This is a genomic window from Burkholderia latens (genome assembly GCF_902499045.1).
In the GTDB taxonomy this organism is placed as follows: domain Bacteria; phylum Pseudomonadota; class Gammaproteobacteria; order Burkholderiales; family Burkholderiaceae; genus Burkholderia; species Burkholderia latens.
In genome coordinates this window covers 1-19,423 of the sequence record NZ_CABVPL010000038.1, presented here as the reverse complement: position 1 = coordinate 19,423, position 19,423 = coordinate 1, and the positions used below count along the sequence as shown (strand labels likewise).

The 19,423-nt window shown below is 69.0% G+C and carries 19 protein-coding genes; 7 read left to right on the top strand and 12 right to left on the bottom strand.

Translation table 11 applies throughout. The features are described 5' to 3' along the window. The first annotated feature begins 10 nt into the window (after positions 1 to 10). Complete coding sequence (locus BSE24067_RS22605; protein ID WP_151066849.1) at positions 11 to 592, top strand: DJ-1/PfpI family protein; 582 nt, start codon at positions 11 to 13, stop codon at positions 590 to 592. 131 nt (positions 593 to 723) lie between these two features. Here the strand turns inward: BSE24067_RS22605 and BSE24067_RS22600 are convergent, their stop codons facing one another. Next, the gene (locus BSE24067_RS22600; protein WP_151066851.1) at positions 724 to 1,170 is read right to left on the bottom strand and encodes a MarR family winged helix-turn-helix transcriptional regulator; all 447 of its coding nucleotides are present in this window, start codon (positions 1,168 to 1,170) and stop codon (positions 724 to 726) included. Positions 1,171 to 1,196: 26 nt separating this feature from the next. Next, positions 1,197 to 2,792: an MDR family MFS transporter gene (locus tag BSE24067_RS22595; RefSeq protein WP_151066853.1), complete on the bottom strand. Its 1,596-nt coding sequence runs from the start codon at positions 2,790 to 2,792 to the stop codon at positions 1,197 to 1,199. Positions 2,793 to 2,901: 109 nt separating this feature from the next. Here BSE24067_RS22595 and BSE24067_RS22590 point away from each other — a divergent pair, with 109 nt between their 5' ends. After that, positions 2,902 to 3,744, top strand: a complete 843-nt coding sequence (locus tag BSE24067_RS22590) for an EcsC family protein (RefSeq protein ID WP_151066855.1) — start codon at positions 2,902 to 2,904, stop codon at positions 3,742 to 3,744. On the opposite strand, the gene BSE24067_RS22585 is transcribed toward BSE24067_RS22590, so the two are convergent. Next, positions 3,714 to 4,676 carry an alpha/beta hydrolase gene (locus BSE24067_RS22585; protein ID WP_151066857.1) on the bottom strand — a complete coding sequence of 321 codons (963 nt, stop codon included), beginning with the start codon at positions 4,674 to 4,676 and terminating at the stop codon, positions 3,714 to 3,716. The two genes, BSE24067_RS22590 and BSE24067_RS22585, sit on opposite strands and share 31 nt — an antisense overlap. Positions 4,677 to 4,789: 113 nt before the next feature. Beyond that, complete coding sequence (locus BSE24067_RS22580) at positions 4,790 to 5,224, bottom strand: CHRD domain-containing protein (protein WP_151066859.1); 435 nt, start codon at positions 5,222 to 5,224, stop codon at positions 4,790 to 4,792. Positions 5,225 to 5,702: 478 nt separating this feature from the next. Between BSE24067_RS22580 and BSE24067_RS22575 the strand changes: the two genes are divergently transcribed. Then, complete coding sequence (locus tag BSE24067_RS22575; RefSeq protein WP_151066861.1) at positions 5,703 to 6,704, top strand: hypothetical protein; 1,002 nt, start codon at positions 5,703 to 5,705, stop codon at positions 6,702 to 6,704. 21 nt (positions 6,705 to 6,725) lie between these two features. Here BSE24067_RS22575 and BSE24067_RS22570 read toward each other — a convergent pair whose 3' ends face one another. The 3 genes from BSE24067_RS22570 to BSE24067_RS22560 all read right to left on the bottom strand — a co-directional run bounded on the left by BSE24067_RS22570 (position 6,726) and on the right by BSE24067_RS22560 (position 10,299). Next, positions 6,726 to 7,499, bottom strand: a complete 774-nt coding sequence (locus BSE24067_RS22570; RefSeq protein ID WP_151066863.1) for a class II aldolase/adducin family protein — start codon at positions 7,497 to 7,499, stop codon at positions 6,726 to 6,728. Positions 7,500 to 7,743: 244 nt separating this feature from the next. Continuing rightward, on the bottom strand, positions 7,744 to 9,366 hold the full coding sequence (locus BSE24067_RS22565) for a phospholipase D family protein (protein WP_151066865.1): 1,623 nt from the start codon (positions 9,364 to 9,366) through the stop codon (positions 7,744 to 7,746). A 216-nt stretch (positions 9,367 to 9,582) separates the two neighbouring features. Then, complete coding sequence (locus tag BSE24067_RS22560; RefSeq protein ID WP_151066867.1) at positions 9,583 to 10,299, bottom strand: FadR/GntR family transcriptional regulator; 717 nt, start codon at positions 10,297 to 10,299, stop codon at positions 9,583 to 9,585. A 130-nt stretch (positions 10,300 to 10,429) separates the two neighbouring features. Here BSE24067_RS22560 and BSE24067_RS22555 point away from each other — a divergent pair, with 130 nt between their 5' ends. From BSE24067_RS22555 to BSE24067_RS22540, 4 genes are read left to right on the top strand one after another with little or no spacing between them, the layout of a single operon-like run. Beyond that, positions 10,430 to 11,227, top strand: a complete 798-nt coding sequence (locus BSE24067_RS22555) for a (Fe-S)-binding protein (RefSeq protein WP_151066869.1) — start codon at positions 10,430 to 10,432, stop codon at positions 11,225 to 11,227. Further along, positions 11,224 to 11,988: a LutC/YkgG family protein gene (locus tag BSE24067_RS22550; RefSeq protein WP_244130533.1), complete on the top strand. Its 765-nt coding sequence runs from the start codon at positions 11,224 to 11,226 to the stop codon at positions 11,986 to 11,988. Before BSE24067_RS22555 ends, BSE24067_RS22550 begins: the two co-directional genes overlap by 4 nt. Further along, positions 11,985 to 13,430, top strand: a complete 1,446-nt coding sequence (locus BSE24067_RS22545) for a LutB/LldF family L-lactate oxidation iron-sulfur protein (RefSeq protein ID WP_151068599.1) — start codon at positions 11,985 to 11,987, stop codon at positions 13,428 to 13,430. Before BSE24067_RS22550 ends, BSE24067_RS22545 begins: the two co-directional genes overlap by 4 nt. A 51-nt stretch (positions 13,431 to 13,481) precedes the next feature. Next, positions 13,482 to 15,182 carry a lactate permease LctP family transporter gene (locus tag BSE24067_RS22540; RefSeq protein ID WP_151068598.1) on the top strand — a complete coding sequence of 567 codons (1,701 nt, stop codon included), beginning with the start codon at positions 13,482 to 13,484 and terminating at the stop codon, positions 15,180 to 15,182. Between the two features lie 151 nt (positions 15,183 to 15,333). Here the strand turns inward: BSE24067_RS22540 and loiP are convergent, their stop codons facing one another. The 5 genes from loiP to BSE24067_RS22515 all read right to left on the bottom strand — a co-directional run bounded on the left by loiP (position 15,334) and on the right by BSE24067_RS22515 (position 18,785). After that, on the bottom strand, positions 15,334 to 16,095 hold the full coding sequence (loiP, locus tag BSE24067_RS22535) for a metalloprotease LoiP (protein ID WP_040141963.1): 762 nt from the start codon (positions 16,093 to 16,095) through the stop codon (positions 15,334 to 15,336). Positions 16,096 to 16,246: 151 nt separating this feature from the next. Next, positions 16,247 to 17,053, bottom strand: a complete 807-nt coding sequence (locus BSE24067_RS22530) for a glycosyltransferase family 2 protein (protein ID WP_151068597.1) — start codon at positions 17,051 to 17,053, stop codon at positions 16,247 to 16,249. A gap of 125 nt (positions 17,054 to 17,178) precedes the next feature. After that, positions 17,179 to 17,601, bottom strand: coding sequence for a hypothetical protein (locus BSE24067_RS22525; protein WP_244130534.1), 423 nt, complete (start codon positions 17,599 to 17,601; stop codon positions 17,179 to 17,181). 92 nt (positions 17,602 to 17,693) lie between these two features. Continuing rightward, a complete protein-coding gene (gene fabG / locus BSE24067_RS22520) occupies positions 17,694 to 18,410 on the bottom strand; it encodes a 3-oxoacyl-ACP reductase FabG (RefSeq protein WP_151068596.1) in 717 nt (238 codons plus the stop codon). Between the two features lie 114 nt (positions 18,411 to 18,524). Then, a complete protein-coding gene (locus BSE24067_RS22515; RefSeq protein ID WP_151068600.1) occupies positions 18,525 to 18,785 on the bottom strand; it encodes a phosphopantetheine-binding protein in 261 nt (86 codons plus the stop codon). Positions 18,786 to 19,423 lie beyond the last annotated feature (638 nt).

Sequence of the window (19,423 nt, the reverse complement as noted above, 5' to 3'; positions counted from 1 at the left end):
GGAGAAAGCCATGGCCGCGAAGAAGATCCTGTTCCTGACCGGCGATTTCGCCGAAGACTACGAAACGATGGTGCCGTTCCAGGCGCTGCAGGCCGTCGGCCACCACGTCGACGCGGTCTGCCCGGGCAAGCGCGCGGGCGACAAGGTCAAGACCGCGATCCACGATTTCGAAGGCGATCAGACCTACACCGAAAAACCGGGCCACAACTTCACGCTGAACGCGACGTTCGACGACGTCGACGTATCGGGCTACGACGCGCTCGCGATCGCGGGCGGCCGCGCGCCCGAATACCTGCGCCTCGATCCGAAGGTGATCGCGCTGGTGCGCGCGTTCGCGGAAGCCGGCAAGCCGATCGCCGCGATCTGTCACGCGGCGCAGCTGCTCGCGGCCGCCGACGTGATCCGCGGCAAGCGCATCTCGGCCTACCCGGCCTGCGCGCCCGAAGTGAAGCTCGCCGGCGGCGAATATGCGGATGTTCCGGTCGACGCGGCCGTGACCGACGCGCCGTTCGTCACCGCGCCCGCGTGGCCCGCGCATCCGGCATGGCTCGCGCAGTTCCTCGCGCTGCTGGGCACGCGCATCGAGCTGTGAACGGCGCTCGCACGAATTGAAATGATGTGAAGTGAAACGCCGGCCGGCGGCGGGTGCGTTCGCGCACTCGCGTTCGCCAGCGCGGGTTGCGACCGGCCGGCAGAGTGCCCCGCCGTCGCGCGCTGCCGTCTTCAGTGCGGCGCCGGCGCCGAGCCGACGTCCGCGATCCGCGATTCCAGCATTGCCAGCGCGCCCGACAGCGCGGTCAGCACGTCGTCCGGCAATTGCGCCATCGTCTGATCGATGAACGCCTTGCGGCGCGGCAGGCACGCTTCGAACGCGGCGCGGCCGTCCGCGGTCAGCGTGACGTTGGTCACGCGGTTGTCGCGCGCATCGGACGCGCGCTCGATCCAGCCGAGCGCGTCGAGCGACTTCAGCTGGCGCGTGAGCGCGCCCGGATCGATGCGCAGCACCTCGACGAGCTTCTTCTGCGACGCATGCCCGCCCATCGCGTTCAGCGCGACCATGATCCGCCAGCGCGGCATCGGCTGCCCGACGTGCGTTTCGAATGCGGTCATGAACGCGCGATACGTGCGGCCGAATTGCTGCAAGATCGCGACGCGGTCCTGTTCTTCCATGCGCTCAGTTCTGTTCGTTCAATCGGTCAATCGGCCGCGACATGCGGTTCGATCCTGCGCCGCAGCGCGATCGGCGGCACGCGGCGGCACTGCCACACCGACACCACGGCGACGACGGCCGCCATCGCGACACCGACGTGGATCGCGCCGACCAGCGATTCGCGGGCCGCTTCCAGCAGCAGCGCGCCATTATGCCCGGCGCGCGTCAGCTCCGCGACGAGACCGCCCTGCGCGGCGCGATCGATCAGGATCTGCGGATCGGCGAGCCGCGCATGCCATTGCAGCGCGTGGTCGCCCGACAGCGCATCGCGCACGCCGCTCGAATACAGCTGGTTGACGAGCGTGCCGGTCAGCGCGGTGCCGATCATCCCGCCGACCATCCGCAGCGACTGCAGCAGCGCGGTCGCGATGCCGAGATGCTGGCGGCCGGCCGTCTGCTGCGCGAACACGGTGAGGTTCGGCAGCACGAAGCCGAGCCCGATGCCGCCGGCGACCATCAACGCCATCAGCACCCAGCTCGGCGTGGCGTGCGTCGCCACGACGATCCCCGCGCATGCGATCGCGAACAACACGAAGCCGACGTGCAGCATCGCGTTCGGATTGCGGATGCGCGTGACGACGCGGCCGTTCATGATGCTGCCGATCGTGATGAACACGACGAGCGGCGTGATCACGAGCCCGGCCTCCTTCGGCGACATCCCGAAGCCGCCCTGGAACAGCAGCGGCGCGTAGAACAGCAGCGAGAACATCGAGAAGCCGGCGAGGATCGCGAGCACGAACAGCGCGGACAGCGCACGGTTGCCGAACATGTCGAACGGGAGAATCGGCTGCGCTGCGCGCTTTTCCCAGTGCCACAGGCCGATGCCGGCACCGGCCGCGACGATCAGCAGCAGCGACGCCCAGCTCGTCGCGCCATACTTCGGCAGCCATTCGACGAACAGTTGCAGCGCGCCGAGCGAGACCGCGATCAGCAGCGCGCCGGGCCAGTCGAGCCGCATCTTGCGGTCGTGCTCGACGTGCCGCAGGTGCGGCAGGTAGCGCCACACGAAGAACAGCGACAGGATGCCGATCGGCAGGTTCACGTAGAACACCGAGCGCCAGCCGAACGACTGCGTGAGGAACCCGCCGAGCGACGGCCCGATCGCGTTCGCGATGCCGAAGGCCGAACTCATCAGCACCTGCCAGCGCAACCGCACGACGGAGTCGGGGAACAGGTCCGGAATGCAGGCGAACGCGGTGCCGACCAGCATCCCGCCGCCGATCCCCTGCAGGCCGCGCGCGAGCACCAGATACAGCATGTCGTTGGCCATTCCGCACAGCACCGACGCGCCGGTGAACACGACGATCGACGCGATGACGAACGGCTTTCTGCCGTAGTAGTCGCCGAGGCGGCCGAAGATCGGCACGGTGATCACGGAACTGAGCAGGTACGAGGTGGCGACCCACGCGTACAGGTCGAAACCACGGAGTTCGGCGACGATGGTCGGCAACGCGGTGCCGACGACGGTCTGATCGAACGCGACCAGCATGGTGACGAACGAGATTCCGATCATCGCGAGCAGCGATTCGCGGAACGGCAGAAGTTGCCCGCTCGAATGGTGGGCGGCAGTATGGACGGCCATTTTTTGTTGACGCAACTTTTGACGAGTCAAATAATCTCAAAATTCTAGCACGCCGGAGTAATCTAGGCCGGAGGGGTTCGGGCCCGCTCCCCCGCCGCCAAGGAGAAAGATGGAACCGATTTCGATCATGCCCGCGACGACGCTGTCGCCGGAAGACCAGGATGCGCTGCGGCGCGCGAAACAGGTGCTGGAAAGCCCGTCGCTGACGATGAAGCTCACGGGCGTACTGGGCGCGCCGGTCGAGAAGATGATCGCGCGGCTGCCCGATTTCGCGACCGGCAAGATCAACGACGCGACGCAGCTCGCGTTGCGCAAGTGCCTGAACATCGCGCTGCGCACGCTCGGCAAGCCGCAGACGCCCGATGCGGAACCGGAGAAGCCGAGCAACCTGCTGCACAAGCTCGCGGTCGCGACCACCGGCGCCGCGGGCGGCGCATTCGGCTTCCTCGCGCTGCCGGTCGAACTGCCGGTGACGACCACGCTGATCTTCCGCTCGGTGTGCGACATCGCGCGCAGCGAGGGCGAGGATCTCGGTTCGGTCGATACGCAGCTGCAATGCCTGGCCGTGCTCGGAATGGGCGGCGCCGCGGACAAGCAGGACGAGGACGCCGATCTCGGCTATTTCGTGCTGCGTGGCGCGCTCGCGCAGGCGATTTCGAAGGCGTCGTCGGACATCACGGCGAAAGGAATCACCGCGCACGGCTCGGCGGCGGTGTTCAAGCTCGTGCAGACGGTCGCGTCACGCTTCTCGGTGCAGGTGACCGAGCAGATGGCCGCGAAGTCGATCCCCGCGATCGGCGCGGTGCTCGGCGCGACCGTCAACACGCTGTTCATCGACCACTTCCAGCAGATGGCGCACGGCCACTTCACCGTGCGCCGGCTGGAGCGCAAGTACGGCTCGGTGGCCGTGAAGGCCGCGTATCAGGCGATCGACGGCTCGTCCGCGCGCTGAACCGCCCGCTCGACCGCAACGCGGCGCAGGAATGCGGCCGCACGGTCGAGCGCGTCGCGCGACTCCGGCACCATCGGCGTGTACAGCTGCCACACGTGCGGCATGTCGGGCCACACCTCGAACTCGACCGGCACGCCGGCCGCCTTCGCGTTGTCGGCGACGCCCCGCGCATCGTCGAGCAGCACCTCGGTGCTGCCGGCCTGGATGAACAGCGGCGGCAGCCCGGCGAGATCCGCATAGAGCGGCGACGCGTACGGATGCGTCGCCGGCGCATCGCCCAGATACAGCTTCGCCGCCTTCGGCAACGCGGCCGCCGAGAACATCGGGTCGCGGCCGTCGTTGCTGCGCATCGTGCCGCCGGTACCGGCGAGATCGGTCCACGGCGAAAACAGGATCGCGCCCGCCGGCAGCGGCTCGCCGCGATCGCGCAGCGCGACGAGCGTCGCGAGCGCGAGGCCGCCGCCCGCCGAATCGCCGCCGAACACGATCGACTCCGGCGGCGTGCCGAGCGCGAGCAGTTGGCGGTACGCGGCCAGCGCGTCGTCGAGCGCGGCCGGGAAGCGGTTTTCGGGGGCGAGCCGGTAGTCGAGCGAGAACGAACGCACGCCCGCGCGCCGGGTCAGCCGGAACACGAGCGGCCGATGGGTTTTCGTCGAACAGAAGTAGTAGCCGCCGCCGTGGAAATACAGCAGCATGCGGCCGGGCCCGCGAGACGCGACCGCGTCGGCGCGCTCGAGCCATTCGCCGCGCAGCGGCGCGTCGCCGGGTGCGTAGCATTCACGCAGCCGGTAGCCCGACGGCGCGCGGCGCGGGATATACATTCTGAGCTCGGTGAAGCGCCGCGCGCGGGCAGGATCGAGCACCGGACGCATGGTCTCGGGACGAAACTGCCAGCGCAGCAGCCAGCACGCGAACTTGCTTTGCCAACTCATCGGACACACTCCGTCATCGCGGTGTGACGATGGTACGTGCGATCGCCGCCGCGCCGCTCGACGGGAGCCTCTATATCAAACGGCAAACGCGCGCGGGCGCCGGCTCGGCGGCGTCAGTTCGCCGGCATCATCTGGCCGCGAATCTCGCCAGCCGGATGTTCCTTCGTGTGCACGTTGAAATACCACTTGCCGCCCATCAGGTCGGTCACTTGCGCGTCGGTCAGCTCCTTCTCGCCCTTGATGGGGCTCGCGAGCTGGTCCTTCGGAATCGGCACCTGCACGCCCGCGTTCTGGCCGACCGGCGCGGGCCCGTGGAAGTGCGCGGCGGTCGCCGGGCCGGTGAGGTGATCGTAAGTCACCGTCCACCGCAGCATGCGGGTGGCCGTGTCGTACGTGGCATCGACCGTGCCGGAGCCTTTCGTCGCGGTGGGCGGCACCTCGCTCGACGGCTGGAGGCTGGCGGACAGGCGCACCGTTTCGGCGGCGGCGCTGCCGGCAGCCAGGACGCCCGCGAGCAACGCAACCTGGAGCAAACGCAGCTTCGGCATGAATCCTCCTTGTACGACGTGGTACGCCGCCCGGCCGGGGGGCGCTTCATGATGGTAGTCGATTGCCGCCGATCCGGCAGCACCTGCGCGGCGCGCGAGCGTGCCGGAACCTGGAAGAGACCTTTTCACCGCAAGCGCTGAATCCGCACGCGGCCTTTCGCTACACTTCATCTCACAGTTGCTTGTTTCCTTCGTCCGAAGGATTCTGCGAGTATTCACGCGGCCGCCCGGCCGCGTTTTTTTTGCCGGCGTCGCGCCGCCGCCGGCGTCACCATGCGAATTCGTTACCGCGAATCACCCAGCATCGTGAATCGATTTTTCGGGACCGGCCGGCGTGCGGCGCCACGATGCGCGATGAGCAATGTCACGATGCGTAACAGGTTGTTGTGCGAACCCGCGTCGACATCGGCGGGCCCGCACGGGAAAATGGCCGCGTGTTGTCGTGACTGGAAAGCGAACCGTGCCGGCCCGCCTCCCGATGCCCTCCCCACTCCGCCCCGTCCGTGTTCGCCCGCTGCTGGCGAGCCTCTGCTCCGTTGCCGCGCTTTACGGCGCCCCCGCCGACGCGCAGGAGTTCTCGCTGTTGGCCGGCTCGCTGTGGGGCGGCGGCAACCGCACGTATGCGTGGGCGTTCGACTATCAGGAAGGTCTGAGCGCGCATACCGCTCTCGGCTTCACGTGGTACAACGAGGGCCACATTCCGAATCACCACCGCGACGGCCAGGCCGTGCAGTTCTGGGGCCGCGTGCCGCTCGAGAACCGCCGCTTCGTGCTGTCGGCCGGCGTGGGCCCGTATCGCTACTTCGATACCGTACCGGCCGTCGAGGGCCGCGGCTACTCGAACGCGCACGGCTGGGGCGTGCTGATGAGCGTGCGCGCCGCGTATTACACGTCGCATCGCTGGATTGCGCAGCTCCAGCTCAATCGCGCGCACGTGTTCAGCGGGCCGGACACGACGTCGGTGATGTTCGGCGTCGGCTACCAGCTCGACGCCCCCGACACGCCGGGCCCGCGCGATGCCGCGCTGCCGCGCACGCGCAAGGTCACGAACAACGAAGTGACCGCGATGCTCGGCGAAACGATCCTGAACAGCCGCTCGTCGCCGTCGACGCTCGGCGGCAGCCTCGAATACCGGCGCGGCCTCACGCGCTCGATCGACTGGACCGCGACGTGGCTGTACGAAGGCGCGAAACAGGGAATCCGCCGCAACGGCGTCGCATCCGAGCTGTGGCTCACGCGCGCGTTCCTGAACGACAAGGTCACGCTGTCGGCCGGCGCGGGCGCGTATCTCACGGTCGACCAGCGCAACCGCGAAGGGCAGCCCGGGCCCGGCGACGGCCGCCTGTCCGGCATCGTGTCGATCTCGGCCAGCTATCGGCTCTCCGATCGCTGGCTCACCCGCATCACGTGGAACCGCGTGGTCACGCGCTACGACCGCGACACCGACGTGATCCAGGCCGGCCTCGGCTATCGCTTCTAGCCGGCGCGCGGCGGTCGCGCGTCACGCGCGATAACCGGGATCGATGCGATCGACGATGCGCTGCAACGCGTCGAACGCGTCCTGCCCCGCGCCATGCTTCGGATCGAAATTCAGCGAATCGCGCACGCAGCCGTCGAGCACCGACGGCGCGATCGGCAACGCGTCGCCGATCGCATGCGTTGCGACCTGCACCTCGCACGCGCGATTGAGCAGCCACATCAGCGAGAACGTCTGCGCGAGCGTCGCGCCGATCGTCACCGGCCCGTGGTTGCGCAGCAGCAGCACGGGCCGCCCGCCGGCGCTGGCGACGATGCGCCGCCCTTCGTCGAGATGCACGGTAATGCCCTCGAAGTCGTGATACGCGACCTTTCCGTACAGTTGCGCCGAGTAGAAGTTCGAGAACGACAGCCCGTCGCGCGAACAGCACACGGCCATCGTCGGCGTCGTGTGCACGTGCATCACGCAGTGCGCGTCCGGCAGCGCCGCGTGGATCGCGCTGTGGAACGTGAAGCCCGCCGGGTTGATCGGCCAGTCGGAATGGCCGATCACGTTGCCGTCGATGTCGATCTTCACGAGGTTCGATGCGCAGACTTCGCGGTAATGGAGCCCGAACGGATTGATCAGGAAATGGCCGTCCTCGCCCGGCACGCGCAGCGAGATATGGTTGTAGATCAACTCGGTCCAGCCGAGATGGTCGAAGATCCGGTACGCGGCCGCGAGCTGCACGCGCGCCTGCCATTCGGCTTCGGAGAAACGGGCGGGCCGCGTAAACGGCTGGTTCGGTACACGTTGCATGGGGCACTCCGGTTGCGGGCGGGCGCGCCCGCATGAGCGGCGGCGCACCGCGTCCATCGTCGGCTGGCGCCGGACTCGCGCATGGCCTGCATCGCGCGTTCGGCGCGGCGTTCGGCAGGGTTCCGACCCGCATTGCGCGCGCCGTCCGCCGGTGCCGTCACGATACGCATATCGTTGCGCATGCAACCATATCATCTTTGCCCGCGCACCGGTATCGCGGGTTTTGCCGGAGCCGTTCGCGCCCTTACAGCTGGTCGTCGACCGGCAGCAGCGTGAACAGGCCCGTCATCACGTTGCGCAGCAGCCCCGCATGCGGATCGACGTGGTAGGTGGTCGTCTGACCGCCGTCGGTACCCGTCCATTCGAGCGCCGGCGCGCTGCCGGCCGTCTGCTTCGCGAGCGTCACGCGGTAGCTTTCGTCGGGCTGCGTCACGCGCGCGAAGATCGCCGCGGCCTGCTGCGCGAGCACCGGGCTGTGGATCACGAGCGCGAGCTCGGTGTTCAGGTGCGCGGAGCGCGGGTCGAGGTTCAGCGAGCCGATCACGAGGATTTGCCGGTCGATCACGTACGCCTTCGTATGCAGGCTCGCACGCGAGCGCGAGCCGAACAGGCGTGCCGGCCGCTGGTCCGGCTGCGACTTGAATTCGTACAGCTCGATGCCGCGCTGCAGCAGCGGGATGCGGTACGGCGCATAGCCGGCCTGCACCGCGACCGCGTCGGTCGCGGCGAGCGAATTCGTGACGATCGCGACGCGCACGCCGCGCGCGGCCGTGTCGCCGAGGATCTTCACGCCGGCGTCGTGCGGCACGAAATACGGCGAAAACGCGAGGAATTCCTTGCGCGCGCCGCGCGTCAGATCGGCCAGCCGCTGCATCGGCGGGCTCACGTACGTGCCCGTCGGCCGCGCGATCTTGTCCGGCGTATCGACCTTGAATTCGGCCGGCGCCCACACGAGTTCGAGCTCGTCGCGCGCAATCTGCCGCGCAAGCGGCGTCGCGTTCAGCGGCTTCGCGTTGTACGGATCGGCGTTCTTGCGCCAGTGCTCGCGCAGCTCGTCGCGCATCGCGTCGAGATCCTTCGGATCGAACTTCTGATGATTGAGCACGCGCAGCGGGTAGCTGCTCGCGCTCGCCCAGTAGTCGTCGAAGCTCTTCGAGATGTCGTGCGTCACGGGCCCGGCCGAGAGCACGTCGAGATCGCGGAACTGCAGCGTCGGGCTCGCGCTGAAGTATTCGTCGCCGAGGTTGCGGCCGCCGACGATCGCGAGCTGGTTGTCGGCGATCATCGCCTTGTTGTGCATCCGGCGCGTGAAGCTGTCGATCCGCGTGAAGAAGTTGGCCGTGCGCTCGACCATCCCGCGCTGCGACGCGCCGAACGGATTGAACACGCGGATCTCGATGTTCTGATGCGTATTCAGCGCGGCCATCACGCGGTCGATGTCGTCGAAGTTCAGGTCGTCGACCAGCATTCGCACGCGCACGCCGCGATCGGCCGCGTACAGCGCCGCGGCGAGCAGCAGCTTGCCCGTCGTATCCTCGGTCGCGATGTAGTACTGCATGTCGAGCGTCTTCGTCGCCGCACGCGCGAGCGCGATGCGCATCTGCAACGCGGTCGCGCCGTCGGCCAGCAGCCGGAATCCGGACTGCCCCGGATGCGCGGCCTCCTGCGCGGCCAGCGCGTCGCGCAGCGGCGTCGCGGTATCGGCCGACAGCGCGTGGGACACGGGACGATCGAGCGACGTGGCGGGCGGGTGCGTCGCGCAGGCGACGAGCGGCAGCAACGCGCACACGACGAGTGCGCGGGCCGGGCGGCACACGGCGCGCCACGACAGCGCGGCCGGTGCGCGCCGGATCAAAGACGTGAGCACGGAGGCTTCCTCGACAATCGGATCAATGGGCACGTAAGCGCCGCGGCGCGCGGCTGACGGGCAGTTCCGGCCGATTCTAGTGGCCGCCCGACGAACCGGTCAATCGCTCGGCTCGCACAGGCGCCGCCGCGCCGCGCCAGCGGGCGCCGCGCACGCCGGCGCGTGATGCGCGCCCGGCTGCCGCGCGGGCCAGCGGCAATCGTGGTCCGACCAATTTCACGATAGCTGACCGCTTCGCTCGAAATGGCTGCGCACGTAGTCGATATGGGTCTGCATCGCGGTGCGCGCCTCCTCAGGCCGGTGCGCGCAGATCGCGTCGCAGACCACGCGGTGCTGCTGCAACAGCAGCTCGGACGCCTGCTCGTCGCACGTCGTCATCCCCGCGACGTTGATCGAAATGTGCTCGCGCAGCATCCCGATCACGCTCGTATGCAGATGCAGGAACATCGTGTTGTGCGACGCGCGCGCGATCGCTTCGTGCAGCTTCGCGTCGGTCGACGCCTCGACGGCCGCATCGTCGTTCGCGTGCGCGGTTTCGAGCTCGCGCAGCAGCGCGCGGATCCGGCGCCGGTCGTTCGCATCGGCGCGCAGCGCGGCGAAATATGCGGTCGCGCCTTCGAGCACGCGGCGGAATTCGAGGATGTCGTCGCGCAGCGCCGGGTGGTCGGCGACCAGCTGCCCCCACGGCGACGCGATGCCCGCGCGCAACTGGTCCGTCGCGTACACGCCCGCGCCGCGCCGGCTCTGCAGCAGCCCGCGCGCGACGAGGCGCTGCGTCGCCTCGCGCACCGTGTTGCGCGCGACGCCGTACTGCTGCGCGAGCACGCGCTCGGCCGGCAGCCGCGCGCCGGCCGGCCACGTGCCGTCGAGCAGCGCCGTCTCGATCTTGCGCATCACCACTTCCGTCCGGCCCCGTGCCGCCATCGCCGCCATCGTCGTGTCTCCATCCGAATGCTGTCCGCGCCGATTGGCCCAACCAATTTGAGCTGCGGCGCCGTCGCGGGAATTATGCAGCGAAATCGTCGTCCCGCCTTCATGCCGGGCGGCGCATCTGGAGCGAGACATGAACGAAAGGCACTACCCCGCCGCCCCCGCGCACGTGTATCTGTTCGCGACCTGCCTGGTCGACCTGTTCGTCCCCGAAGCCGGGCTCGACGCGGTGCGCCTGCTCGAACGCGAAGGGCTGACCGTCCACTATCCGCGCGGCCAGAGTTGCTGCGGGCAGCCGGCGTACAGCAGCGGCAATCCCGACGAAGCGCGTCGCGTCGCGGCCGCGCAGCTCGACCTGTTCGCCGGCGCGTGGCCGGTGATCGTGCCGTCGGGCTCGTGCGCGGGCATGATCCGGCACCATTGGCCGGCGCTGTTCGCGGACGATCCGGTGCACGGCCCGAAAGCCCGCGCGATCGCGGAGCGCACGTACGAGCTCGCCGAATTCCTCGTCAACGTGCTCGACATGCGGCTCGACCGCGCCGCCGCGAACCCCGGGCCCGACGAGCGCGTGGTCCTGCACACGTCGTGCGCGGCGCGCCGCGAGATGGGCACGCGCGTGCACGGCGTCGCGCTCGTCGACGCGCTGCCGGGTGTCACGCGCATCGAGCACGAACGCGAATCCGAATGCTGCGGCTTCGGCGGCACGTTCTCGCTGAAACATCCCGACATCTCCGGCGCGATGGTGCGCGACAAGGTCGCGTCCGCCTGCGCGACCGGCTGCGACCGGCTCGTGTCGGCCGACTGCGGTTGCCTGCTGAACATCGGCCACGCGGCGGCCAAGGCCGGCACGGCGCTGCCCGTCGAGCATCTCGCGAGCTTCCTGTGGCGCCGCACGGCCGGTGCCGGCTCGCTGCGCGGAGACTCGCAATGAGCGCCCGCGACGCGATCCTCGCGCGGCTGCGCGCCGCCGCACCGGGCGTCGCGACGAACGCCGCGCGTGCGCTCGATGCACGCATCGGCATGCACTACGCGGCGCGGCGCGCGCCGGTCGTCCCCGCCCGTCATGCGCTCGCGCAGGCGATGCAGGCCGCGCTCGCCGCGTCGCATGCCGACGTGTGGTGCGCGAGCGCCGACGCATGGCCCGCGCAGCTTGCCGCGCGTCTGGCGGACGCCGGCGTGCGCCGCCTGCTGCTCGACCCGGCCCGCGCCGAGTCCGCGGCGCTCGCGCGGGCGCTGCCCGATGCCGTCGCGCCGGTGCCGTTCGACCGCCCGATCGACGCATGGAAAAGCGAACTGTTCGACACGATCGACGCGGGCTTCACCGTCGCACGCTCGGGCATCGCGGCGACCGGCACCGTCGTGCTCGCGCCCGATGCGGGCACGCCGCGCACGGTGTCGCTGGTGCCCCCGCTACACGTCGCACTCGTGCATGCGAGCACGCTGCATGCGGACCTGCACGCGGCCATGCAGGCGGAGCGCTGGCACGCCGGCATGCCGACCAACGTCGTGCTGGTGTCGGGTCCGTCGAAGACGTCCGATATCCAGCAGACGCTGGCTTACGGCGCGCACGGCCCGCGCCATCTGTGGGTCGTGATCGTCACCGAATCGGCCGGCGGATCGGCCGGCAATACCGACGAAAGCGACGAAACCGACGCCCCGGCCGCAACCGCTTGCCAGGATCTGCCGCGATGAGCGACCAACCACTGCGATTCGTCGCCCCCGGCGACTTCAAGGCCCGCGCGCGCGCGGCGCTCGACGATCCCGCGCTGCGCCGCAGCTTCCGCGGCGCGATGGACTTCCTGCAACACAAGCGCGCGACCCAGTTCCCCGACGACATCGAGCTGCAGCAGCTGCGCGATCTCGGCGAAGCGGTGCGACAGCATGCGCTCGCGCAACTGCCCGCGCTGCTCGAGCGGCTGGAGGCGAAGCTCACCGCGGCCGGCGTGCACGTGCACTGGGCCGAGACGGCCGCCGACGCGAACGCGATCGTGCTCGGCATCGCGCAGGCGAAAAAGGCGCGCCGCGTGATCAAGGGCAAGTCGATGGCGAGCGAGGAAATCGAGCTGAATCATTACCTCGCCGAGCACGGCGTCGACTGCATCGAGTCCGACATGGGCGAGTTCATCGTGCAGCTCGCGGGCGAGAAGCCGTCGCACATCGTGATGCCGGCGATCCACAAGACGCGCGGCGACATCGCCGAGCTGTTCGAGGAACACATCGAGAACGCGCGCTACACGGAAGACGTCGACGAGCTGATTCAGACCGGCCGGCGCGCACTGCGCCGCGCGTTCGCGGACGCGGACATTGGCCTGTCCGGCGTGAACTTCGCGGCGGCCGACACGGGCACGCTGTGGCTCGTCGAGAACGAGGGCAACGGCCGGCTGTCGACGACGGTGCCCGACACGCACGTCGCGATCATGGGGATCGAGAAGGTCGTCGACAAACTCGAGCACGTCGTGCCGCTGTCGAGCCTGCTCACGCGCTCGGCCACCGGCCAGGCGATCACGACCTACTTCAACCTGATCTCGGGCCCGCGCCGCGACGGCGAACGCGACGGCCCGCGCGAACTGCATCTCGTGCTGCTCGACAACGGCCGCACGCAGGCTTACGCGGACGAACAGCTGCGCGCGACGCTGCAGTGCATCCGCTGCGGCGCGTGCATGAACCACTGCCCCGTCTATACGCGGATCGGCGGCCACGCATACGGAACGACCTACCCCGGCCCGATCGGCAAGATCATCTCGCCGCACCTGCTCGGGCTCGATGCGACGGCCGATCTGCCGACCGCGTCGACGCTGTGCGGCGCATGCGGCGACGTATGTCCGGTCCGCATTCCGATTCCGCAACTGCTCGTGCGGCTGCGCACCGAGGCGAACCGCGCGCCCGACGAACCCGTCGCGCATCCGCTGCGCGGCCAGGGCGCGAACTACACCGTTGCGGAAGACCTCGTGTGGCGCTTCTGGTCGGGCGCGTTCGCGCATCCGCGCGCGTATCGCGCGTTCCGCTGGGCCGCGACGCGGCTGCGCACGCTCACGCCAGCGAAACAGATGGGCTGGACCCGGCATCGCACGCCGCTCGAACCGGCGCCGCGCAGCCTCGCCGACCTGTTGCGCGCACGCGGCCAGCCCGAATAGACCATCCGTTTTTCAGACCCGTACCGATAGCAATCCATGGAGGAGACACCCATGCAGGTTTGGCATCAGATCTACACGCCGCTCGGCAGCCTCGGGCTGTCGGCGTTCGTCGCCGCGATTCCGATCATCTTCTTTTTCGTCGCGCTCGCCGCATTGCGGATGAAGGGGCACGTCGCCGCCGCGATCACGCTGCTGCTGGCGCTCGGCGTCGCGATCGTCGCGTACGGGATGCCCGTGCCGCACGCGCTCGCGGCGGCCGGCTTCGGCTTCGCGTACGGACTGTGGCCGATCGCGTGGATCATCGTCGCGGCGGTGTTCCTGTACAAGATCGTCGTGAAGACCGGCCAATTCGACGTCATCCGCGCGTCGGTGCTGTCGATCACGGACGACCAGCGGCTGCAGATGCTGCTGATCGGCTTTTCGTTCGGCGCGTTCCTCGAAGGCGCGGCCGGTTTCGGCGCGCCCGTCGCGATCACGGCCGCGCTGCTCGTCGGCCTCGGCTTCAAGCCGCTGCATGCGGCGGGATTGTGTCTGATTGCAAACACCGCGCCGGTCGCGTTCGGCGCGATGGGCATTCCGATCATCGTCGCCGGGCAGGTGACGGGCATCGACGCGTTCCACATCGGCGCGATGGCCGGCCGCCAGCTGCCGCTGCTGTCGCTCGCGGTGCCGTTCTGGCTCGTGTTCATGATGGACGGGCTGCGCGGCGTGCGGCAGACGTGGCCGGCCGCGCTCGTCGCCGGCGGCAGCTTCGCGATCACGCAGTACTTCACGTCGAACCACATCGGGCCCGAGCTGCCGGACATCACGTCGTCGCTCGTCAGCCTCGTCGCGCTCGCCGCGTTCCTGAAAGTCTGGCAGCCGAGCAGCGCGACGCAGACGGCAGGCGGGATCGTCGTGTCCGGCGGCGGTGCGGCGCTCGCGGGGTTCGGCGCGGGCGGCAACGGGCCGGGCACGAGCCGCCAGGCGTCGCCGTACACGCTCGCGCAAACCGTGCGCGCGTGGTCGCCGTTCCTGATCCTGACGGCCGTCGTCACCGTGTGGAGCATCGCGCCGTTCAAGGCGCTGTTCGCCGCGCACGGCGCGCTCGCGCCGACCGTGCTGAAGTTCCACGTGGCCGGGCTCGATCAGCTGGTCGTGAAGACCGCGCCGATCGCCGCGACGCCGAAGGCGCTCGACGCGGTGTTGAAGCTCGATCTCGTGTCGGCGGTCGGCAGCGCGATCCTCGTGACCGCGCTGATCTCGATCGCCTTGCTGCGGATGAAGCCGCGCGACGCGGTCGTCACGTTCGGCGAGACACTGAAGGAGCTCACGCGCCCGATCCTGTCGATCGGCCTCGTGCTCGCATTCGCGTTCGTCGCCAACTATTCGGGGATGTCGTCGACGCTCGCGCTGATGCTCGCCGCGACCGGCGCCGCGTTCCCGTTCTTCTCGCCGTTCCTCGGCTGGCTCGGCGTGTTCCTGACCGGTTCCGACACGTCGTCGAACGCGCTGTTCTGCTCGCTGCAGCAGGCAACCGCGCACCAGCTCGGCGTGCCGGAGACGCTCGCAGTTGCCGCGAACACGACGGGCGGCGTGACCGCGAAGATGATCTCGCCGCAGTCGATCGCGGTCGCATGCGCGGCGACGGGCCTCGTCGGCAAGGAGTCGGATCTGTTCCGCTTCACGGTCCGCCACAGCCTGCTGTTCGCGGTGATCGTCGGTTCGATCACGCTGGTGCAGGCATACGTGCTGCCGGGGATGGTGCCGTAAGCGGCCGGTGCGAGCGCGTGTTCGGGCGCCTTTCCGGCTGCCCTTCCGGCCGCAGAAAGAACGAAACCCCCACGCCCGCGAGAGCGTGGGGGTTTCCGCTTCGACATCGTCATCGCGGGGCACCCGATCATCCCGGCGCCCCGCCCGGCGATCAGCTGCCCTTGGCGATGCGATCCTGGATGTGCTGCGCACGGCTCGTCGACGACGGGTGCGAGCTCATCATCGAGCTCTTGCCGCCGTCGAGCTGCGCGAGCTTCTGGAACGCGGTGACGAGGCCCTTCTGGTTCATGTTCTTCTGCTTCATCAGGTCGAACGAGTAGTCGTCGGCCGCGCTTTCCTGCGTCTGCGAGAACTGCGCGTTGATGAACTTCTCGGTGATGTCGCCGAGCTGCGAGCTCGTCAGCGCCGCGACGCCCGGCGAAGCCGCGCCGGCGGCGGTACGCGCCGCGCTCACCGCGTAGGCGGTCTGCATCGCCTTCTTCGAGTGACCGAGTGCGACGTGGCCCATTTCATGGCCGATCACGCCGCGCAGTTCGTCGTCGTTCATCATGTCCATCAGGCCGCTGTACACGCGCACGCAGCCGTTGCCCATCGCCCACGCGTTGACGTCCTTGGTCAGGTAGACCTTGTAGTTGATCTTCTGGCCGTTCAGCGTCATGTCGCCGAAGCCCTTCATCACCTTCGTCAGGCGCTTCGCATACGCGCTGTTCGGCGCGGCGATCTTCGATTCGGCGTCGCTCGCCTTGCACGAGTCGTTCGACAGTGCCGCGATGTCGCTGTCCGACAGCGTCGCCGCCTTGAACAGATTGGTCCCCGCCGACGTGAGGCTGTTCGCGTCGAGATTCTGCACGCCGCCGCATGCGCTCAACAGGAACGCCATGCCACACGCTGCCGCCGCTTTCTTGATATGCATCCCGGATCCCTCGGTAGTTAGTATTTGGGAGCGGCGATTTTGCATAATCCGGCAGAAAATTACCAGATGTTTACATCGAATGACAGGTCGATTACTGACCGAGCCGCAACGAACGTTGCAATTGTTGCGAGCATTGTTGACGAAGCCGTGATCAATCGCCGTGGCCGGGCGACCGGCTGAGCGTCGAACGCGACCGGCGCGCGAGCCGCCGCGCGGCCAGCATCGGCAGCCGCACGACGAAACCGGCGAAGAGCCGCAGGTGCATCCACACGAGCAGCGCGTTGTCACGGCCATAGTGGAAATGCGACACGCCGCCCTCGTGCGCGCGGAAGTAGCGCACCGGCGCCTCGATCCGTATCGGCCGCACGCCGGCCCAGCAGAGCCGGACCGCCGCTTCCGGGTCGAAGTCGAAACCGCGCATCCACGGCTGCCGATGCATGATCGCCGCGAGCGGCGCGATCGGATACACGCGAAAGCCGTACAGCGAATCGCCGATCCCGGCCCACAGCGTCTCGAGGTCGGCCCAGCCGTTCGACAGCCGCCGCCCCTGCACGCGCAGCCGCGGCGCGCTTTCGTCGAATTTCGGCAGGCCGAGCACCATCGCGTCCGGCATCGCCTGCGACGCGGCCATGAATTCGGGAATCAGGCCGGCCGGATGCTGGCCGTCGGAATCCATCGTCAGCACGTGCGTGAAGCCGGCGGCCGCCGCCGCGTCGAGCCCGGCGAGCACCGCGGCGCCCTTGCCGCGATTCTCCGGCAGCACGATCACACGCAAGCCGGGATCGCGTTCGGCCATCGCCAGCAGCCGCTCGGCGCTGCCGTCGGTGCTGCCGTCGACGACGACCCACACCGGATTCCACTGCGCGCGGGCGTTGCGCACGGTCGTGTCGACCTTGGCGCCGGGGTTGTAGCTCGGGATCAGCACGAGATGGGTGGACGAGGCGTGCAGCTTGGACATGGGAACGGCCGATGGCGAAGACGATGATCCTGACAAAAGTGTATGACCTGCGGGAGAGCGCCGACAGGCTTCGGCGCCGCCGCCTGCAGGCGGCGGCGGTTCGCGCAGCGCCAGGCCCGCGCGCTTCACGACAGCTGCTCCAGCGGATGGCCCGCGCTCGCTTCGATCTCGACCAGCAGATCGTCGCGCGCACGTGCGCGGCCGCCCGCACCGATCAGCGCCATCTGCACCGGCGCAAGCGGCACGCGCGGCGCGGCGCCGATCAGCATGTTCGCCAGCGCATCGGCCGCCGAATCCGCGCCGGCCGCACCGATGCACACGGCGCCGAGCGCGCCGGGAAACAGCTGGTCGAATGCGTCGCCGCGTCGTTGCGCGTCGCGCAGCAGCGCGGCGAGCCGCGCATGATCGATCTGGACGAGCCTCAGCGCACGGTTGCCGCCGTCCGCCGCGCGCCCGATGCGCATGTGCGACGCGGCGCGCGCGACCGCGGCCGTCGCGGGCGACACGGCGCACGCTCGCCGTTCGGCGTCGACTGGATGCACTGACACTTCGATTTCCTCACTATGCTGCGCAGACTCGCGGCACCGCGCCGCGCTGCACGACGTCGCGCCGCGTCACGCGGACGCTGCACGCATCGTCGTCATGCAAGCCCGCCGTTGACGGACAGCACTTGCCCCGTCACATAGGCGGCCGCATCGGATACCAGATACGCGACCATCGCCGCGACTTCATCGGGCCGGCCTGGGCGCTGCGCCGGCACGAGCTGCTTGATCCGTTCGGCCGGAAACGCGTGCTCGGCCATCGGCGATTCGATGATGCCCGGCGCGACCGCGTTCACGGTGATGCCGCGCGACGCGAGCTCCAGCGACAGCGACTTGGTCGCGCCGATGAGCCCCGCCTTCGCGGCCGCGTAATTGACCTGCCCGCGGTTGCCGGTCACGCCGGCGACCGACGCGATGTTGACGATCCGGCCGCGGCGCGCGCGGATCATCGGCAGCAACAGCGGCTGCGTGACGTTGAAAAAGCCGTCGAGCGTCACGTCGATCACGCTGTGCCACTGCCGGCGCGACATGCCGTCCATCGGCGCGTCGTCGTGAATGCCCGCGTTGTTGACGAGGATCTGCACCGGCGCGCCGTCCATCAGCGGCGCGAGCGCGGCGAGCGTCGCGTCGGCATCGGTCACGTCGAACGCGATCGGATGCGCGCTGCCGCCCGCGTCGACGATCCGCCGCGCGACGGCTTGCGCGTGCGCGAGATTCCGGTTCGCGTGCACCCACACTTCGTGGCCGGCCTGCACGAGCGCCGCGCAGATCGCCTGCCCGAGTGCGCCGCTGCCGCCGGTTACGAGCGCCCGCATCGAATGGTTCCGTTCATCGCATTTCACCTCGCTCGGCGCGGCCGCGTGCCGTCCCTGACTGCCGCCGCGCGCATCGACCCGTTGCCTGCCGCGCCGCGCGTACACGCCGCGCCGTCACTTCGTGCGATGCGCGGCGACGTATGCGGCAAGCGCGCCGAGCGTCGCGAAGATCTTTTGGTTGTCCGGATTGTCCGAGCGCAGCTCGAAGCCGTACTTCCTGGAGATCAGCAGCGCGATTTCGAGGATGTCGATGGAGTCGAGCCCGAAGCCCTCGCCATACAGCGGAGTGCCGGCCGTCACCGTATCGAGCGGGACGTCTTCGAGATTCAGTTCGCCGATGATCAGCGCGGCGAGCTCTTGTTCCAGTGCGTTCATCATGCTTGGGGCAGGCGGCGCGGCGCAGCGGGAAGCGCGCGGAAAAGGGCAACAGTCTTGCCTGCCCGGCCCCTGCGGCGCGCGCGAGCGAATCTCCGTCCCTTCGGCGTCTGCCGGCGTCCCCGCCTGCGTGATTGGGGGTCGCTTGTAAAAGTTACGCGGATTCTAGACGATGGGTATGGGGGCGTATACCGCGAATGGTTACAGACTGAAGGGCCTGCGCCGCAACGGGTTTCGAGCCCCGATCGCACGAGACGCTTGAGCCGCTTCGGATGGGAATGAATCGCCGCCGCGAAAGCGTCAGTGCGCCGCCATACATTCGGTTACAAAACCCGGCCGCGCCTGCCTCGTACCGCCACGCCGCGGCCCTAAAATGTGCGGGCACGACAGCCGGCCCGGACATGCGTCCCGGCCGCCATTCATATGATGTTTGACGGCCCGACCGACGCGTCCGGCCACGATCCGCTCCGATGTTTCCAGCAGCCATGCCGCGTCCGTTCGTTCGCCCCGCTTCGGTCAACCCACCGCCCGTCCGCCGCCGTGCCGCGGCCGCCGGCGGCCATGCGCGCCCGTGCGTGCACCTGCGTCGCGCGCCGGGAGCGTCGCGATGAGCACGCCGCTCGGCATCGCGCGCGGCG

Bases quoted from the DNA above. Each gene is read 5' to 3' on its own strand.
- BSE24067_RS22605 (WP_151066849.1), top strand. From the start codon at position 11: ATGGCCGCGAAGAAGATCCTGTTCCTGACCGGCGATTTCGCCGAAGAC.
- BSE24067_RS22600 (WP_151066851.1), bottom strand. From the start codon at position 1,170: ATGGAAGAACAGGACCGCGTCGCGATCTTGCAGCAATTCGGCCGCACG.
- BSE24067_RS22595 (WP_151066853.1), bottom strand. From the start codon at position 2,792: ATGGCCGTCCATACTGCCGCCCACCATTCGAGCGGGCAACTTCTGCCG.
- BSE24067_RS22590 (WP_151066855.1), top strand. From the start codon at position 2,902: ATGGAACCGATTTCGATCATGCCCGCGACGACGCTGTCGCCGGAAGAC.
- BSE24067_RS22585 (WP_151066857.1), bottom strand. From the start codon at position 4,676: ATGAGTTGGCAAAGCAAGTTCGCGTGCTGGCTGCTGCGCTGGCAGTTT.
- BSE24067_RS22580 (WP_151066859.1), bottom strand. From the start codon at position 5,224: ATGCCGAAGCTGCGTTTGCTCCAGGTTGCGTTGCTCGCGGGCGTCCTG.
- BSE24067_RS22575 (WP_151066861.1), top strand. From the start codon at position 5,703: ATGCCCTCCCCACTCCGCCCCGTCCGTGTTCGCCCGCTGCTGGCGAGC.
- BSE24067_RS22570 (WP_151066863.1), bottom strand. From the start codon at position 7,499: ATGCAACGTGTACCGAACCAGCCGTTTACGCGGCCCGCCCGTTTCTCC.
- BSE24067_RS22560 (WP_151066867.1), bottom strand. From the start codon at position 10,299: ATGGCGGCGATGGCGGCACGGGGCCGGACGGAAGTGGTGATGCGCAAG.
- BSE24067_RS22555 (WP_151066869.1), top strand. From the start codon at position 10,430: ATGAACGAAAGGCACTACCCCGCCGCCCCCGCGCACGTGTATCTGTTC.
- BSE24067_RS22550 (WP_244130533.1), top strand. From the start codon at position 11,224: ATGAGCGCCCGCGACGCGATCCTCGCGCGGCTGCGCGCCGCCGCACCG.
- BSE24067_RS22545 (WP_151068599.1), top strand. From the start codon at position 11,985: ATGAGCGACCAACCACTGCGATTCGTCGCCCCCGGCGACTTCAAGGCC.
- BSE24067_RS22540 (WP_151068598.1), top strand. From the start codon at position 13,482: ATGCAGGTTTGGCATCAGATCTACACGCCGCTCGGCAGCCTCGGGCTG.
- loiP (WP_040141963.1), bottom strand. From the start codon at position 16,095: ATGCATATCAAGAAAGCGGCGGCAGCGTGTGGCATGGCGTTCCTGTTG.
- BSE24067_RS22530 (WP_151068597.1), bottom strand. From the start codon at position 17,053: ATGTCCAAGCTGCACGCCTCGTCCACCCATCTCGTGCTGATCCCGAGC.
- fabG (WP_151068596.1), bottom strand. From the start codon at position 18,410: ATGCGGGCGCTCGTAACCGGCGGCAGCGGCGCACTCGGGCAGGCGATC.
- BSE24067_RS22515 (WP_151068600.1), bottom strand. From the start codon at position 18,785: ATGAACGCACTGGAACAAGAGCTCGCCGCGCTGATCATCGGCGAACTG.